This is a genomic window from Plantactinospora sp. WMMB782 (assembly GCF_049179135.1).
Lineage (GTDB): Bacteria > Actinomycetota > Actinomycetes > Mycobacteriales > Micromonosporaceae > Plantactinospora.
Map to the genome: position 1 here is coordinate 1016057 of NZ_JBMHMC010000007.1, position 15246 is coordinate 1031302.

Here is a 15246-nt window from a genome sequence, read left to right on the forward strand (position 1 = left end):
GGGGTGGCGGGTGGCGCACCGGGCTCGACCCGTCCGGCCGTCATGTCCGCCCCCCAGCACCTCGACCGCCGCAGCGCCGAACGCTCATCCGGCCGCCGCCTCGCCGCGCGCGCCGCACCGCGACGCCGTCGCGCCGGACGGCCCGACCTGCCCGCTTCTCATGCCCGCCTCCCCTTGACCCGGTGCGGCTGCACCGCTTCGGCGGTGACCTCCAGGGCCTTCTTCGCTCTGGCCCGGTTGCGCGCGGCGACCCCGACGAAGAGGCAGTCGACGACCGTCAACTGGGCGAGCCGGCTGGCCATCGCACCGGACCGGTACGTCGTCTCCCGGGCCGCCGTGGTGAGGACGTGGTCGGCGACGTCGGTGATCGGCGAGCGCGGGAAGTTGGTGAGCGCGACAGTTGTCGCCCCTCGGGCGCGGGCCTGCTCCAGCACCTCGATGGTGTCCAGCGTGGTGCCGGTGTGCGAGATGCCCATCGCGACGTCGCCCCTGCCGAGCAGGGCCGCCGAGGTGAGCGCGGTGTGCACGTCGGGGAAGTAGAAGGCGGTGCGGCCGATCCGGTGCAGTTTCTGCTGGAAGTCGGAGGCGACGAAACCACTCGCCGCCGCGCCGTAGATGTCGACCCGGCCGGCGCTGTTGATCGCCTCGACCACCTGCTCGCAGACCGCCGGGTCGAGTTGCTCGGCGGTTTCCTCGACCGCCCGCGCGTCACTGAAGGCGATCGTCGCGATGATCTGGGCCAGGTCGGCGCCGGGCGGGATGTCGCCGCCCACCACCCGGGCGTCCGGCGGCTCGACCCGGCGGGCCGCCTCGGCCGCGAGCCGGATCCGCAGTTGCGGGTAACCGTCCATGCCGACCGAGCGGCAGAACCGGATGACGGTGGCCTCGGAGGTTTCGGCGGCGGTCGCCAGGTCTGTGATGGTCCGGCGAGCGGCGTCCGCGGGATCGGCCACGACGAGCCGGGCGACCCGTTGCTCGGCGGGCGAGAGCGACGGGAGCAGGCCGCTGATATGGACGATCAGCCCACCTGTCTCGTGACTCGCAGAAACCTTCGCAGTCTTCACCACGGATGAAACTTACTTTCACGGAGGCGGGAGCGTCAACCGTGACGCGCTACACCTGCGAAAGTACGCCCAACGGGTGGGAAAAAGCGGCCGGTAAGCCCAGCCGAGCGTGCCATTCCCACCACACCTTCGTCTCGGCGGGGTCACCGAGCCCGCAACACCGCTCGGCATCCGGATGAATAGTCATCCATCGATAGGCTACCGGACTGGCGCGCGGGGCGTCCGAGGGCACCGGTCCGGACAGCCCTCCCCCTGCGGTGCCGGGCCTCCGGCGGTGGTGCCGGGCCTCCGGCGGTTCGGTGTCGGATCGGGCGGTGGGCCGGGCGATAGCGTGGCGGGTATGGCGGATCGCAGTGTGCTCATCAGTGGCGGGGCGGGCGGGCTGGGCGGGGCGGTAAGTGCCGCGTTCGTGGCGGCCGGGTGGCGGGTGGTCGTACCCGTTCGGCCGGCCGGCGGGACCGAGCCGGCCACCGCCCCGGAACCGGCCACCGGCCAGGAGCAGGCCACCGCTGCGGAGCAGGCCGCCGGCCAGGAACCGGCCGGCGAGGGTGTGCTGCGGGTGGCGGCGGACCTCACCGACCCGGAACAGGTCGACCGGGCGGTGCGGGTGGCCGCCGGCGACGCCGGGACGCCGCTGCGGGCCGTGGTGAACCTGGCCGGCGGGTACGCCTCCGGCGGCCTGGTGCACGAGACCCCGGTCGACGACTTCGACCAGATGCTGCTCCGCAACCTCCGCCCCACCCACCTGGTCACCCGCAGCGCGCTGCCGCACCTGCTGGCGGCCGGCGGCGGCTCGGTGGTCTGCGTCGCCTCCCGGGCGGCGCTGGCTCCCTTTCCCGGCGCCGCCGGCTACGTCACGTCGAAGGCGGCGGTACTCGCCTTCGCCTCGGCGGTCGCCGTGGAGTACCGGCAGGCGGGGGTGCGGTGCAACACGGTGCTGCCCAGCGTCATCGACACGCCGGCCAACCGGGCGGCGCAGCCCAGCGCGGACCACTCCCGTTGGGTGGCACCGGCGGAGATCGCCGCGGTGATCCGCTTCCTGGCCAGCGACGAGTCGGCGCCGACGAGCGGTGCGGCGGTACCGGTGTACGGCCGGGCCTGACCGGCCGGCCCACCGCGGCCGGCGCCGCCTCCGGGCCGTGCGGTCCCGAGGATCGGGCGGCCGGCTCCGCCTCCTGCGGCCCGGGCTCCGGCGTCTCCGCCCTCCGCGGCCCGGATTCCGGTGCATCCGGTCCGTCCGGTGCCTCCGGCGCAACGGTGCCGGGACCGGGTGGGAGGCGGTCGGCGGGCAGCCACTCCCGCAGCCCGGCCTGGATCGCCCGGGTCACCTCGTCCGGGGAACGGTTCGCGTCCACCACCACGAACGTGCCGAACTCCGGCAGCGAGCGGTACGCCGCGGCTCCGGCGGTCAGATAGCCGATGTTCTCGTGGTCGGTGCCCCGGGCCTCGATCCGCCGGTACGCCTCGCCCGGGTCCACCGCCAGCAGGAAGGTCAGCTCGGGCGGCGGGAAGATCCGGTACAGCAGCCGGGCGAGTCCCTCCCAGCGCCCGCCGCCGCCGTGCGCCCGGATGCTGGCGTACTGGCAGACCGAGTAGCGGTCCATCACGGCGACCCGGGAACGGAGCCGGGAGCGCAGCAGCGCCCGGGCGATGGCCAGCCAGCGCAGTGCCGACTCGGCCAGCAACATCCCGTCCCGGCCCAGTAGGCGCTGGGCGTCCCGCCGGCCCAGTTTGCGGGCCAGTCGGCCGAACCACCGCCGACCGCCGGCGTTCTGCCAGTACGTCGCCGGAACGCCGCCCGCGGTCAGTGCGTCCGCCAGTCGGTGTGCCTGGGTGGTCTTGCCGGAGCCGTCGATTCCGACCAGGGCCACGGCCCGCAGCCGTCCCCCGTTCCGCCGCCGGAGCAGAGTTGGGGCCACGCCCAGCAACGGTACCCGGCGTCCGCAGCCCCCGAGCCCGGTCAGGTGTGAAGGAACGAAGTGCCGGGTAACGGTAAATCTCCACCCCGTTGACCAGATGTCCACGACACCGACAGGGAGAGCCTGATGGATCACCGCGGCGACGAGACCCTCCTTGCCACACTCAAGCGGGTCGCCGCCGTTCTCAAGCAGTCCGAGATCCCGTTCGCGCTGGGCGGCAGCTTCGCGGTGTACGCGCACGGCGGCCACTCCAGCGACCACGACGTCGATTTCCTCATCCGCGAGCAGGACACCGAGCGTGCCCTGGCGGCGCTGGTCGAGGCTGGCTTCACCGCCGAGCGCCCGCCGGAGGACTGGCTGGTCAAGGTCTGGGACGACGACCGGATGGTGGACCTGATCCACCGGCCGATCGAGACTCCGGTGACCGACGAGACCTTCCGGGACACCGTGGTACGCCCGGTCGACGCCATCCACATGCCGGTGCTGTCGGCCACCCACCTGATGGTGCACAAGCTGCTCAGCTTCTCGCAGCACTACTGCGACTTCGCCCGCGGGCTGCCGCTGGCCCGTTCGCTGCGGGAGCAGATCGACTGGGACCGGGTACGCAAGGAGACGGCGCACTCCCCGTACGCCGAAGCCTTCCTGGTGCTGCTGGACCGGCTCGACGTACTGCCCTACCGCCCGACCGGCGAGCAGCGGCGCTACGCGTCGACCGCGACGGAGCAGGGGATGCGGGGCATCGAGGAACACAGCGAGGTGGCGACATGAACCAGCGCGGCACGGGTGGCGGCGAGCCACCCGACGACTATCTGGAGGCGGCGATCCAGCGCCTGCTCACCGAACGTACCGAGATCGCCGAACAGGGCATCACGGTGACCCGCCGGGACCACTCGGTGGTGCTCTGCGGCGAGGTGGAGAGCGCGCAGCGTCGCGAGGAGATCCTCCGCATCGTGCTGGAGCACTTCCCGGACGTTCCGGTGACCGTCGACATCGGACTGATCCGGGCCCAGGCGCCGACCGAGGTGGAGGAGCTGCGGTGAGGGAGGTGACGACATGGTGATCCGGATCGCGGCCGTCGGCGACGTGCACATGGACCAGGACGTGGTCGGGCGGTTCCGGCCGGCCCTGGAGCAGTTGCCGGAGCGCGCCGACGTCCTGCTGCTCGCCGGTGACCTGACCAGACACGGGACCGAGTCCGAGGCCCGCTGTGTGGCGACCGAGTTCGGCGACCTCGGCGTACCGGTGGTCGCGGTGCTCGGCAACCACGACCACCACTGCGACGAGGTGCCGGGGGTGATCCGGGTGCTGGAGGACGCCGGCATCCTGGTACTGGAGGGCACGAACGTGGTGCTGGACTGCTCCGGGACCCGGCTCGGCATCGCCGGGGCGAAGGGCTTCGGCGGCGGGTTCGCCGGCCGGTGCGCGAGCGAGTTCGGCGAGCCGGAGATGAAGGCGTTCGTCCGGACCACGAGCGCGATCGCCGACCAGCTCGGCGAGGCGCTGCGGGAGATGGACTGCGACGTGCGGGTCGCGCTGACCCACTATTCCCCGGTACCCGACACGCTGGCCGGGGAGCCGCTGGAGATCTATCCGTTCCTCGGCTCGTACCAGCTCGGCCAGGCCATCGACTCGGCCCCGACCGAGCTGGCGGTGCACGGGCACGCGCACGCCGGCACCGAGCGGGGCACCACCCCGGGCGGGGTACGGGTCCGCAACGTCGCGCACCCGGTGATCAAGCAGGCGTACAGCGTCTTCCACCTGCATCCACCGTATGCGGGGGCCACCGCGGGAAAGGTTTCCGCGATCAGCGCCGGGGGTATTTCCTGAGCCATGGAACTACTGCTCTGGATTCTCGCGGTTGTGCTGGTGGTCGCCGGTGTGCTTGCACTCTTCCGGCGGCAGCTCCTCTGGGGCATCGTGCTGATCATCGTCGGCCTGCTCGTCGGCCCGTTCGGCGTCAGCATCTTCAATTGACGCGGGGCCGACGACGGCGCACCGCCGGCCCCCCATCGCTTGAAGAGCCCTGTTCCTCATCCCGAGCCCCTACGACGCTCAGAAACGAAACAGGCAAGCCGGGGTCGCCGAGCCCGGGTCTCCCTCTCCCCCTGGAGGACCCGGGCCGGCGACTCCGGCGATTCGTCTTTCCCGGCCTACCGGTGGCCGGACCTCAACACCGGGGTACGCCGGGGATGAACCCGTCGTAACCGGTGAGCACGTACGCGTCGGAGATGAACCGGCCGGTGCCGATCCGGTCCCAGATGTTGCTGGTGCCGTAGGTGCCGGTGACCGTCGTACCGGTGGTCTGGCAGTGGATCGTGACCCCGGCGCCGTCGGCGACGGTGCCGACCGAGGAGTAGCCCGTGCCGGGGCCGGACCGGACGGTCAGTGGGCTGCCCGCGGTGTTCACCGTGCCGGACCCGGTGCCGCCGCCCGAGCAGCCGTTGTCGCTGGTGTAGCTGCGGGTTCCCCAGTAGAGCGCGAGTGTGCCGTTGAACCGCACCTGGATGTCGGAGCCGTTGCGCCGCTGCTCGTAGTGCAGGTGCGGGCCGGTGGAGCCGCCGGTGGTGCCGACGTACCCGATCACGGTGCCGTGGCCGACGCTCCGGCCGACGGCGGTGTTGAAGCCGCTCAGGTGGGCGTAGTAGGTCGTGTAACCGCTGCCGTGGTTGATCCGGACGTACTTGCCGTAGCTGGTGCCACCGAGGTCGGCGACCACGTCGACGGTGCCGGGGGCGCTGGCCACCACCGGGTCGCCCTGGTCGTCGGTCCGGTTGAAGTCCACGGCGTACGCCGGGCTGTGGTTGGACCGGGTCTGCCCCGACCAGGACTGGCCGCACGGGAACGGCACCTTGAAGGTGGGTGCGGCGGCGGCCGGCGAGGCCGGGACCAGCACCGCGGCGGCCAGCAGCAGGCCGGCGCCGAGAGTGGCGACGAGGCGGGAACGCACGAGTACCTCCCATGGCGAAAGTTTTCCATGTATGGATTGACTGTGGCAGAAAACTTCAAGAAGCGGAAGGGTGTCGCCGGGCGCGGAGAGGGCTCGCCGGTGCCGCCGATCCGGTATACCTGAACGACATGGCCGCGCCGACGTACCTGAGGAGCATGCCGCTGCACGCCGTGACCGAGGTCTACGGCGAGGCCGGCCTGCGGGACCGGTTCCGGCTGGAGGTGGAGCGTTTCGGACCGGCGGAGCGGGCCCGGTTGGCGGCGGCGCTGGAGCTGGCCGGCACGCTGCACCGCGACGACCGCCGGGTCCGCGAGCCCTACCTCAACCACCTGCTCCGGGTGGCGATCCGGATCATCTGCTACTACTCGGTGACCGACGTCGACGTGATCGTCGCGGCACTGCTGCACGACGCGGTCGAGGACCATCCGGCCGAACTCGCCGGCCAACCCGCCGGGACGACCGGGCCGGCGACCACCGAGGCGGCGCTGGCCGAGGTGGCCCGGCGGTTCAACCCCCGGGTGGCCCGGCTGATCGCGGCGGTCACCAATCCGGAGTACGACCCGGCGCTGGACCGGGACGAGCAGTACCGCGCGCACCTGGCGGAGAGCCTGGACCGGGAACCCTGGGCCCGGGTGATCAAGATGTCGGACTTCACCGACAACGGCGTGGGGGTCATCCACACCACCGGCGACAAGGTGCACCGCTCGGCCCGGAAGTACCGTCCCCTGGTGCCGCTCTTCCGGGACCTGGTGACCCGGCCGGACACCCCGCTCGACGACGACGCGCGGGCACACATCCTCGGCCAACTCGACCTCGCCGAGCAGCGCTTCGCGGCAATCCTCGACGAGCCCGGCCCCGCCCCGGCGGTCCCCGGCGCCGGATAGCCGGCCGACCCTCGCACCGGCCCGCGGCGGGTCGCCGGGTTTCCGAATCGTTACGGCCTCGTGGCTCTCCGGGTCTGGACGACCTTTGGCTGCAAGCGCTTACATGTGGGGACGCCCACAGGCCGGCGCGGAAGCCAACAGGCAACCGGACACGCCGGCACGAAAGGAGGACGGCATGGCGGTCCAGTCCAGACCACGCCAGGCCTTCGCGATCGCCGGTGTGTTGACCCTGGCACTCGGCGCCACCGCCTGTTCCGGCGACAGTGAGAGCGGGCTCGACCCGGACTCCGCGGAGTGCGCCCCGTACTCGGCCTACCAGGGTCACGACGGGGAGAACGTCTCCATCTACGCGTCGATCCGGGACAAGGAGGCCGACCTGCTCCGGGAGTCGTGGAAGCAGTTCGAGGACTGCACCGGCATCGAGATCGACTACGACGGCAGCGGCGAGTTCGAGGCCCAGCTCCAGGTGCAGGTGGACGGCGGCAACCCGCCGGACCTCGCCTTCATCCCCCAGCCCGGACTGCTCGCCCGGTTCGCCGGGGCCAACAAGCTCAAGCCGATGACGGCCGAGCAGAAGAGCCTGGCCGAGGCGAACTACCCGGCCGACTGGCTCAAGTACGCCACCGCCGGCGGACAGCTCTACGGCACCCCGCTGGGCGCCAACGTGAAGTCCTTCGTCTGGTATTCACCCAAGGCGTTCGCCGACAAGGGCTACCAGGTGCCGACCACCTGGCAGCAGCTGATGGAGCTGAGCGACAAGATCGCGGCGGAGGGCAAGAAGCCGTGGTGCGTCGGGCTGGAGTCGGGCGAGGCCACCGGCTGGCCGGCGACCGACTGGATCGAGGACCTGATGCTGCGTACGCAGCCGCCGGAGGTCTACGACCAGTGGACCAGCCACGGCATCCCGTTCAACGACCCCCTGGTGGTTCAGGCCGTCGACCAGGCCGGCCAGGTGCTGAAGAACCCGAAGTACGTGAACGGCGGATACGGCGAGGTCAAGAGCCTGATCACCACCCCGTTCCAGGAGGGTGGACTGCCGATCCTGCAGGGCCAGTGCTCGATGCACCGGCAGGCGAACTTCTACGCCAACTACCTGCCCGAGGGCACCAAGGTCGGCCCGGACGGCGACATCTACGCCTTCTACTTCCCGGCGGTCGACCCGGCCAAGGGCAAGCCGGTGCTCGGCGGCGGCGAGTTCACCGTGGCCTTCACCGACGGCCCGGCCGTGCAGGCCGTCCGGCAATACCTGATGACCGGTGAGTACGCCAACTCCCGGGCCGGGCTCGGCAACTGGATCACGCCGAACAACAAGCTCGACGTCAGCAAGGTCGAGCAGGCGGTCGACAAGCTCTCGATGGAGGTGCTGCTCGACAAGAGCACTGTCTTCCGGTTCGACGGCTCCGACCTGATGCCCGCCGCCGTCGGCTCCGGGACCCTGTGGAAGGCCATGATCGACTGGGTCAACGGCAAGGACACCAAGAGCACCCTCGACTTCGTCGAAGGCTCCTGGCCGAAGTGACCCCCTGACGGTCCGGCCCGCAGCACGCGGGCCGGACCGTCGGCTTGTTTGTCGTCCCTTCCGGCGTTGGAGGCGCTGATGGATTTCGCCGACGAGGCACCGAAGCTACTCATGCTGCTCTACGGCCTGATCGCCTTCGCGGTCGTGGTCGGCGGACTGCTCGTGCTGCTCGACGTCGTACCCAACTGGTTCGCCCGGCGCCGGGAGGCGGCGCTTGTCGCTGCCTCGACCGGCGGCCCGGCGGCCGGCGGCCCCCGGCCGCGCCGCCGCTCGGTGGCGAACCGGCCGGAGGGCGGGCTCGCGCTCTTCTTCCTGCTGCCCACCCTGCTGCTGCTGGCGATCGGCCTGGTCGTGCCGGCCGTCCGGACCACAATCCTGTCCTTCATGGACGGTGGCAGCGAGCGTTGGGTCGGGCTGGCCAACTACCGGTGGATGTTCGCCCAGGACGAGATCGCCAGCATCCTCACCAACACCCTGATCTGGGTGGTCCTGGTGCCGCTGGTGGCCACCGGCACCGGGCTGCTCTACGCCGTCCTGGTCGACCGGGCCCGGTTCGAGTCGGTCGCCAAGGCCCTCATCTTCATGCCGATGGCGATCTCGTTCGTCGGCGCCAGCATCATCTGGAAGTTCGTCTACGCCTACCGCTCCGGCGAGTACGACCAGATCGGCCTGCTCAACCAGGTCTGGATGGTGTTCGGCGGGGAGCCCCGGCAGTGGCTCAGCGAACCGCCGCTGAACACCCTGCTGCTGATCGTGATCATGATCTGGATCCAGGCCGGTTTCGCGATGGTGGTGCTCTCGGCCGCGATCAAGGCGATCCCCGGCGACGTCGTCGAGGCGGCCCGGCTGGACGGGGTGAACCCCTGGCAGATGTTCTGGCGGATCACCCTGCCGAGCATCCGGCCGGCCCTGATCGTCGTGGTGGTCACCGTCTCGATCGCCACCCTCAAGGTCTTCGACATCGTCCGGACCACCACAAACGGCAACTTCGACACCGGTGTCATCGCCAACGAGATGTACAACCAGGCGTTCCGGTTCGGCCAGACCGGCCAGGGGTCCGCGCTCGCCGTCTTCCTCTTCGTCCTGGTGATCCCGATCGTGATCTACCAGATCCGCAACCTGCGCAAGCAGCGGGAGGCCTGAGATGACCACCACGACCCCGTCCGCTCCGGCCGGAACGCAAGCGGTGGCCACCCCACCGGCGACCCGGGCCGCCCGGGTGCGCCGCCGGCTCAACAACCCGGTCGCCACCGGCGTCTCGATCCTGATCGCGGTGCTCTGGACGGTGCCGACCTTCGGCCTCTTCGTCTCCTCGTTCCGCCCCGAGGACGAGATCAAGACCACCGGCTGGTGGACCGCCTTCAGCAACCCGCAGTTCACCCTGGACAACTACCAGGAGGTGCTGTTCGGCCGCTCGGCGATCTCCGGACAGCTCGCCGGTTACTTCGTCAACTCGCTGGTGATCACCATCCCGTCGGTACTCTTCCCGCTGGCCTTCGCGGCGCTGGCGGCGTACGCGCTGGCCTGGATGAACTTCCGGGGGCGGGACTGGATCTACATCGGCGTCTTCGCGTTGCAGATCGTGCCGCTGCAGATGGCCCTGGTGCCGCTGCTCAGCTTCTTCTCCGAGGGTGTGAGCCTGGGCGGCGTCGAGCTGATGCCGGCGTGGAACCTCGACGACGAGGAGAAATTCCTCCAGGTCTGGTTCGCGCACACCTGCTTCGCACTGCCGATCGCCGTCTTCCTGCTGCACAACTTCATCTCGCAGCTACCGAAGGACCTGATGGAGGCGGCCCGGGTGGACGGCGCCACCCACCCGAAGATCTTCCGCTCCATCGTGCTGCCGCTGATCGTGCCGGCGCTGGCCGCGTTCGCCATCTTCCAGTTCCTCTGGGTCTGGAACGACCTGCTGGTCGCACTGATCTTCGCCGGTGGCGGCCGGGAGACGGCACCGCTGACCGTACGCCTCGCCGAGCTGGCCGGTACCCGGGCCAACGAGTGGCAGCGGCTCACCTCCGGCGCGTTCATCTCGATCGTCGTACCGCTGATCGTGTTCCTCTCCCTCCAGCGCTTCTTCGTACGCGGACTGCTCGCCGGAGGCGTCAAGGGCTGACCGGCCGTCCCGGGCCGACGCTGCCGGGCGGGCGAGCCGCCCGGCAGCCGGGCCCCGGCCGGGCAGCCGTGGCCGGCGTACGGCCGGATCAGGATGGCAGCACTGTGACCACAATCGACGACGTGGCCCGGCTGGCGGGGGTCTCCACCGCCACCGTCTCCCGGGCACTGCGCGGGTTGCCGACGGTCTCCGAGACGACCCGGATGCGGGTACTGCTCGCCGCCGAGCAACTCGACTACACCGTCTCGCCCAGCGCCTCCCGGCTGGCCGGCGGCCGGACCGGCACCATCGCCGCGCTGGTCCCCCGGCTCACCCCCTGGTTCGTCGGTGCCGTGCTGGACGCCGCCGAGGAGGTCCTGCACGCCGCCGGGTACGACCTGCTGCTGCACAACCTCGGCGGCCGCGAGCACGCCCGGAGCCGGCTGCTGCACCGGTCCACCCTGCCGAAACGGGTCGACGCGGCGATGCTTGTCGGTACACCGATGCGGGCCGACGACCTGGCCACGATCGCCGGCCTGGCGCTGCCGGGCGTCACGGTCGGCGCCGGCACGGTGGTGCCGGGCTGGCCGAGCATCCGGATCGACGACCGGGCGGCCGGCCGGACCGCCACCGAGCACCTGCTCCGGCTCGGGCACCGGCGGATCGCCTGCGTCCGCGGCGACCCGGCCGACGAGTTCGCGCACCCGGCCCACCAGGAGCGGCTGCACGGCTACCGGGACGCACTGGAGGCCGCCGGGATCGCCCCGGACCCCCGGCTCGGCGTCGAGGTCCCGGCGGACGCCGAGGGAGGCCGGAGGGCCGCCGAGCGGCTGGTCGCCCGCGGCGACCCGCCGACCGCGGTCTTCGCCACCTGCGACGAGCTGGCGATGGGAGTGTGCAGTGCGCTGCGGCTGGCCGGGCTGCGGGTGCCGGAGCAGGTGAGCGTGATCGGCCTCGACGACCACGAGCTGTCCGGCGCGTTCGGGCTGACCACCGTGGCCCAGCCCGCCGCGGAGCAGGGCCGGCTGGCCGCCGGTACGCTGCTCGGCCCGCTGGTCGAGCGCAGCCGGGCCGAGCCGGAACCCACGCCGGTGGTCCTGCCCACCCGGCTCGTCGTACGCAATTCGACCGCCCCGCCCCGAACAGCCTGAGCCCTCCGGCCGGCGGAAAGCCCCGAGGGCCGGCGGTCGCGCCAACGCCGTCGGGCAGGCGTGCCCACGCCGTCGGCCGGCCGTCCTCCGCCGTCGGCCGGCCGTGCCCACGCCGGCCGGGAGGGCCGTGGCCCGGCCCTCGGGAAGACTGGAGCCTGGTCCTGCGGAAGACTGGATCTCGGCGGGCGGAGCCGTACCCCGGGCCGCCCGCGAGGCGCGAGGCGATGGGAGAGCACCCTGAACAGCAGCGAGACGATGCCCTCGACCACTCCGACGGCGGCCGGGCCGGCCCCGGGCGACGGGCCGGCCGAGGTCGGGCCGTGGTGGCGGCACGCGGTCATCTACCAGATCTATCCCCGCTCCTTCGCCGACTCCGACGGCGACGGCTTCGGCGACCTGCCCGGAATCATCGCCCGGCTGGACCACCTGGTCGAGTTGGGCGTGGACGCGGTGTGGCTGTCGCCGTTCTATCCCTCGCCGCAGGCGGACGCCGGCTACGACGTGGCCGACTACCGGGGGGTGGACCCGCTCTTCGGCACGCTGGCGGACCTCGACCGGCTGATCGCCGAGACCCACGCCCGGGGCCTGCGGTTCATCGTCGACCTGGTGCCGAACCACACCTCCGCGGCCCACCCGTGGTTCACCGCCGCGCTGGCCGCCGGCCCCGGCAGCCCGGAGCGGCAGCGCTACGTCTTCCGGGACGGCCGGGGCCCCGGCGGCGGCGAACCGCCGAACGACTGGGGCAGCGTCTTCGGCGGCCCGGCCTGGACCCGGGTCACCGAACCGGACGGCAGCCCCGGCCAGTGGTACCTGCACCTCTTCGACACCGGACAGCCGGACCTCAACTGGGACCTGCCCGAGGTGCGCGAGGAGTTCCGGGACATCCTGCGGTACTGGCTGGACCGGGGCGTGGACGGGTTCCGGGTCGACGTGGCGAACGGACTGGTCAAGCAGGCCGACCTGGCCGACTGGCACCCGCCGGTGGAACCGGTCACCGGGGAGGGCACCGAGGGCCCGCGACCGCCGATGTGGGACCAGGACGGGGTACACGAGATCTACCGGGACTGGCGGCGGGTGCTTGACGGATATCCGGGCGAGCGGGTCCTGGTCGCGGAGGCGTGGGTGCAGTCGGCCGAGCGGCTGGCCGGGTACGTCCGGCCGGACGAGATGCACCAGGCGTTCAACTTCGAGTACCTGGAGGCGGCCTGGACCGCCCCGATCCAGTACGCGGTGATCACCCGTTCGCTGGCCGCCAACGAGGCGGTCGGCGCACCGACCACCTGGGTGCTCTCCAACCACGACGTGCTGCGGCACGCCAGCCGGCTCGGGTTGCCGGTCGGCACCCGCCGACCGCTCGGCATCGGCGTCGGCGATCCGCAGCCGGACGGCGTCGTCGGGCTGCGCCGGGCCCGGGCGGCCACCCTGCTGATGCTGGCCCTGCCCGGCTCCGCCTACCTCTACCAGGGTGAGGAGCTGGGGCTTCCGGAGCACACCACGCTGCCGGACGAGGCCCGGCAGGACCCGACCTGGCAGCGGAGTGGGCACACCGAGCGGGGCCGGGACGGCTGCCGGGTGCCGATCCCGTGGGAGGCGGACGCCCCGTCGTACGGCTTCGGCCCGACCGACGCGAGCTGGCTGCCGCAGCCGGCGATCTGGGCCGAGTACGCCCTGGACCGGCAGCGCGGGGTGGGCGGCTCGACGTACGAGCTGTACCGGACCAGCCTGCGGCTGCGTCGCGAACTGCGGCTCGGCGCCGGCACCGTGCACTGGCTGACCAGTCCGGACGACGTGCTCTACTTCCGCAACGGGGCCCTGCGGGTGCTCACCAACTTCGGCGCCGACCCGGTCGAGCTGCCGGCCGGTGCCGAGCTGGTGCACGCCAGCGGCCCGCTGGACGCCGACGGCCGGGTGCCGACCGACGTCACCGTCTGGCTCCGGGTAGCCGAGCAGACCGAACCGGACTGAGTCGGCAACAGGGCGGTCGACTCACTCCGGATCGTGGTCGGCGGGCCGGGCCGGTCGGGCGGGAATCCCGGCCGGTCCGGCGTCGTCCGGGGCCACCTCCGCCGCCCGTGCGCGCAGCAGCTCGTGCACCCGGCGGATGTCGTCCGGCGCGCTGCGCGAGGCGAGCCAGTACATGATCCCGGTGGGCAGGAAGAACAGTTGGAAGGCCGCGAGCCCGACGGCGAAGTTCAGCGGTGGCGGGAACGCCGCACGCAACGCCGAGGCGGCCACCCCGATCAGGCCGTTCCCGGTCGCCCGGCCGACCCCGTTGACCAGGTTGCCGAGGCTGTAGACCGTACCCCGGTGTTCCGGCGGGTTGACGTCGGCGATCAGCGCGAACCAGTTCGGCGAGTTGGCCGAGGTGAGGCCGAGCGCGAGCAGGGCGGTGAGCAGGCTGAGCCCGACGGTCGGCTCGGTGAGGACGCTGCCGAGCACGGCCGCGGCCACCGCGCCGGCACCGGCACCGTCCGGCACGTCGATCCGGATCGGCACGAAGAAGAGCACCGCGTAGAACGGCACCGCGGCCAGCACGCCGACCGCCGCGACCAGGGCACGGCCCCGGGGGGTACGCCGTTGCGCGGCGTCGCCGACCAGCCCGCCGACGATGGAGAGCACCCCGCCGAGCTGGAAGAGTACGGCGAAGACGCTGCCCACGACGGTGGCGGTGGCCGACGAGTACCCCTGGGCCTCGGCCCGTTCCCGGAACAGGGCCGGCAGCCAGACCAGCGAGCCGAACGCCATCTGGGCGGTGAGGCCCTGCATCACCAGCCAGAGGTTGGTCCGGCGGTGCAGGATACCGGGCAGGTCGGCGGGGCTGATCCGGTAGTCGTAGTCCCGGCCGACCGCCAGCGCGCCGGTCAGCTCCGGTTCGCTCTGGCCGCGCCGGATGTCGTAGGTGAGCAGGTAGGCCAGGGTCGCCACCAGGCCGACGACGCTGAGCAGCAGGAACGGGCGGCGCCAGTCCTGCGCGCCGAGCACCCCGCCGACCAGGGTGCCGGCCAGCGTGCCGACGCCCTGGGAGAGGCCCCAGAAGCTCAGCACCACCCCCCGGCGGCGCGGGCTGACCAGGTCGGTGACCACGGAGAAGCCGACCGATCCGACCGCGCCGAGCCCGATCGCGGCCAGCAGTTGCGCGCCGAAGAACGCCGGATAGTTCGGGGCGAGCGCGCTGCCGGCGGTGCCGGCGGCCCAGAGCAGCGTGCCGACCATCAGCAGCGGCTTGCGGTTCGACCGGTCCCCGACGTACGCCCAGCCGACCGCGGCAACCGCGCTGACCAGGAAACTCGTCGCGGTCACCGCGCCGATCGCGCCGACGCCGACGTCCAGCGCGGGTGCGATGGAACCGTACAGCGGCGGCACCAGCCCGATCGCCACGTTGTCCAGCGAGGCGAGTACGACGAAGACCGCGACGCTGTAGAACCGGTGGACCCGGCCCCCGCCCCGGGCGACTCGCCGGCCACCGATCGTCATCTCCGGCACCTAACCAGGATCAGGTAACGCCGAGGTGACGGTGTCGCCGGGTGGCGTACCCCGAAATCCGCTGGTTGGTACGGCGTTCCGGTACGGCCGCCGGTACGGCATCGTAGTGTTCGCGCGACCCTGCGTAATGGCAGGAAGGTTCGCGGCGGATGTCTCGACACCGGATTCGGTGGAGGTGCGGTGGAGC

Annotated in this window: 13 protein-coding genes and 2 pseudogenes; 11 read left to right on the top strand and 4 right to left on the bottom strand. The window is 71.9% G+C overall.

Features of this window, described 5'->3' with window-relative positions:
- Positions 1-158 precede the first annotated feature (158 nt).
- Complete coding sequence (locus ACN28A_RS06560) at positions 159-1067, bottom strand: MurR/RpiR family transcriptional regulator (RefSeq protein WP_421393336.1); 909 nt, start codon at positions 1065-1067, stop codon at positions 159-161.
- A gap of 337 nt (positions 1068-1404) precedes the next feature.
- On the opposite strand from ACN28A_RS06560, the gene ACN28A_RS06565 reads away from it, so the two are divergent.
- Positions 1405-2166 (top strand): SDR family NAD(P)-dependent oxidoreductase, encoded by a 762-nt coding sequence (locus ACN28A_RS06565; RefSeq protein ID WP_421393337.1) that lies wholly within the window; start codon positions 1405-1407, stop codon positions 2164-2166.
- A 115-nt stretch (positions 2167-2281) separates the two neighbouring features.
- Here the strand turns inward: ACN28A_RS06565 and ACN28A_RS06570 are convergent.
- Positions 2282-2983 (bottom strand): annotated as a pseudogene (locus tag ACN28A_RS06570) (dTMP kinase); the annotation flags it as partial.
- Positions 2984-3109: 126 nt separating this feature from the next.
- Here ACN28A_RS06570 and ACN28A_RS06575 point away from each other — a divergent pair.
- The 4 genes and pseudogenes from ACN28A_RS06575 to ACN28A_RS06590 form a co-directional block, all read left to right on the top strand.
- Positions 3110-3679: pseudogene (locus ACN28A_RS06575) on the top strand (nucleotidyltransferase family protein); the annotation flags it as partial.
- A 68-nt stretch (positions 3680-3747) separates the two neighbouring features.
- Positions 3748-4023 carry a hypothetical protein gene (locus ACN28A_RS06580; protein WP_421393339.1) on the top strand — a complete coding sequence of 92 codons (276 nt, stop codon included), beginning with the start codon at positions 3748-3750 and terminating at the stop codon, positions 4021-4023.
- Positions 4024-4036: 13 nt separating this feature from the next.
- Positions 4037-4810 carry a metallophosphoesterase family protein gene (locus ACN28A_RS06585; RefSeq protein WP_421393341.1) on the top strand — a complete coding sequence of 258 codons (774 nt, stop codon included), beginning with the start codon at positions 4037-4039 and terminating at the stop codon, positions 4808-4810.
- A gap of 3 nt (positions 4811-4813) precedes the next feature.
- Positions 4814-4957, top strand: a complete 144-nt coding sequence (locus tag ACN28A_RS06590; protein WP_421393342.1) for a GPGG-motif small membrane protein — start codon at positions 4814-4816, stop codon at positions 4955-4957.
- Positions 4958-5150: 193 nt separating this feature from the next.
- Here the strand turns inward: ACN28A_RS06590 and ACN28A_RS06595 are convergent, their stop codons facing one another.
- Complete coding sequence (locus ACN28A_RS06595; RefSeq protein WP_421393343.1) at positions 5151-5930, bottom strand: peptidoglycan DD-metalloendopeptidase family protein; 780 nt, start codon at positions 5928-5930, stop codon at positions 5151-5153.
- Positions 5931-6058: 128 nt separating this feature from the next.
- On the opposite strand from ACN28A_RS06595, the gene ACN28A_RS06600 reads away from it, so the two are divergent.
- From ACN28A_RS06600 to ACN28A_RS06625, 6 genes are all read left to right on the top strand, one after another.
- The gene (locus ACN28A_RS06600; protein WP_421393344.1) at positions 6059-6814 is read left to right on the top strand and encodes an HD domain-containing protein; all 756 of its coding nucleotides are present in this window, start codon (positions 6059-6061) and stop codon (positions 6812-6814) included.
- Between the two features lie 175 nt (positions 6815-6989).
- The gene (locus tag ACN28A_RS06605) at positions 6990-8333 is read left to right on the top strand and encodes an ABC transporter substrate-binding protein (RefSeq protein ID WP_421393347.1); all 1344 of its coding nucleotides are present in this window, start codon (positions 6990-6992) and stop codon (positions 8331-8333) included.
- Positions 8334-8411: 78 nt separating this feature from the next.
- Positions 8412-9476: a carbohydrate ABC transporter permease gene (locus tag ACN28A_RS06610; RefSeq protein ID WP_421404198.1), complete on the top strand. Its 1065-nt coding sequence runs from the start codon at positions 8412-8414 to the stop codon at positions 9474-9476.
- A gap of 1 nt (position 9477) precedes the next feature.
- Positions 9478-10446: a carbohydrate ABC transporter permease gene (locus tag ACN28A_RS06615; protein WP_421393349.1), complete on the top strand. Its 969-nt coding sequence runs from the start codon at positions 9478-9480 to the stop codon at positions 10444-10446.
- A 104-nt stretch (positions 10447-10550) separates the two neighbouring features.
- Positions 10551-11576, top strand: coding sequence for a LacI family DNA-binding transcriptional regulator (locus tag ACN28A_RS06620; protein WP_421393351.1), 1026 nt, complete (start codon positions 10551-10553; stop codon positions 11574-11576).
- A 255-nt stretch (positions 11577-11831) separates the two neighbouring features.
- Positions 11832-13541 (top strand): glycoside hydrolase family 13 protein, encoded by a 1710-nt coding sequence (locus ACN28A_RS06625; protein WP_421393353.1) that lies wholly within the window; start codon positions 11832-11834, stop codon positions 13539-13541.
- A 21-nt stretch (positions 13542-13562) separates the two neighbouring features.
- Here ACN28A_RS06625 and ACN28A_RS06630 read toward each other — a convergent pair whose 3' ends face one another.
- The gene (locus ACN28A_RS06630) at positions 13563-15050 is read right to left on the bottom strand and encodes an MFS transporter (protein ID WP_421393355.1); all 1488 of its coding nucleotides are present in this window, start codon (positions 15048-15050) and stop codon (positions 13563-13565) included.
- Between the last annotated feature and the right edge of the window lie 196 nt (positions 15051-15246).

What these genes read in the sequence shown, in the direction of transcription:
- ACN28A_RS06565 (WP_421393337.1), top strand. Translation starts at nt 1,405, where the DNA reads ATGGCGGATCGCAGTGTGCTCATCAGTGGCGGGGCGGGCGGGCTGGGC.
- ACN28A_RS06580 (WP_421393339.1), top strand. Translation starts at nt 3,748, where the DNA reads ATGAACCAGCGCGGCACGGGTGGCGGCGAGCCACCCGACGACTATCTG.
- ACN28A_RS06585 (WP_421393341.1), top strand. Translation starts at nt 4,037, where the DNA reads ATGGTGATCCGGATCGCGGCCGTCGGCGACGTGCACATGGACCAGGAC.
- ACN28A_RS06590 (WP_421393342.1), top strand. Translation starts at nt 4,814, where the DNA reads ATGGAACTACTGCTCTGGATTCTCGCGGTTGTGCTGGTGGTCGCCGGT.
- ACN28A_RS06600 (WP_421393344.1), top strand. Translation starts at nt 6,059, where the DNA reads ATGGCCGCGCCGACGTACCTGAGGAGCATGCCGCTGCACGCCGTGACC.
- ACN28A_RS06605 (WP_421393347.1), top strand. Translation starts at nt 6,990, where the DNA reads ATGGCGGTCCAGTCCAGACCACGCCAGGCCTTCGCGATCGCCGGTGTG.
- ACN28A_RS06610 (WP_421404198.1), top strand. Translation starts at nt 8,412, where the DNA reads ATGGATTTCGCCGACGAGGCACCGAAGCTACTCATGCTGCTCTACGGC.
- ACN28A_RS06615 (WP_421393349.1), top strand. Translation starts at nt 9,478, where the DNA reads ATGACCACCACGACCCCGTCCGCTCCGGCCGGAACGCAAGCGGTGGCC.
- ACN28A_RS06625 (WP_421393353.1), top strand. Translation starts at nt 11,832, where the DNA reads ATGCCCTCGACCACTCCGACGGCGGCCGGGCCGGCCCCGGGCGACGGG.
- ACN28A_RS06630 (WP_421393355.1), bottom strand. Translation starts at nt 15,050, where the DNA reads ATGACGATCGGTGGCCGGCGAGTCGCCCGGGGCGGGGGCCGGGTCCAC.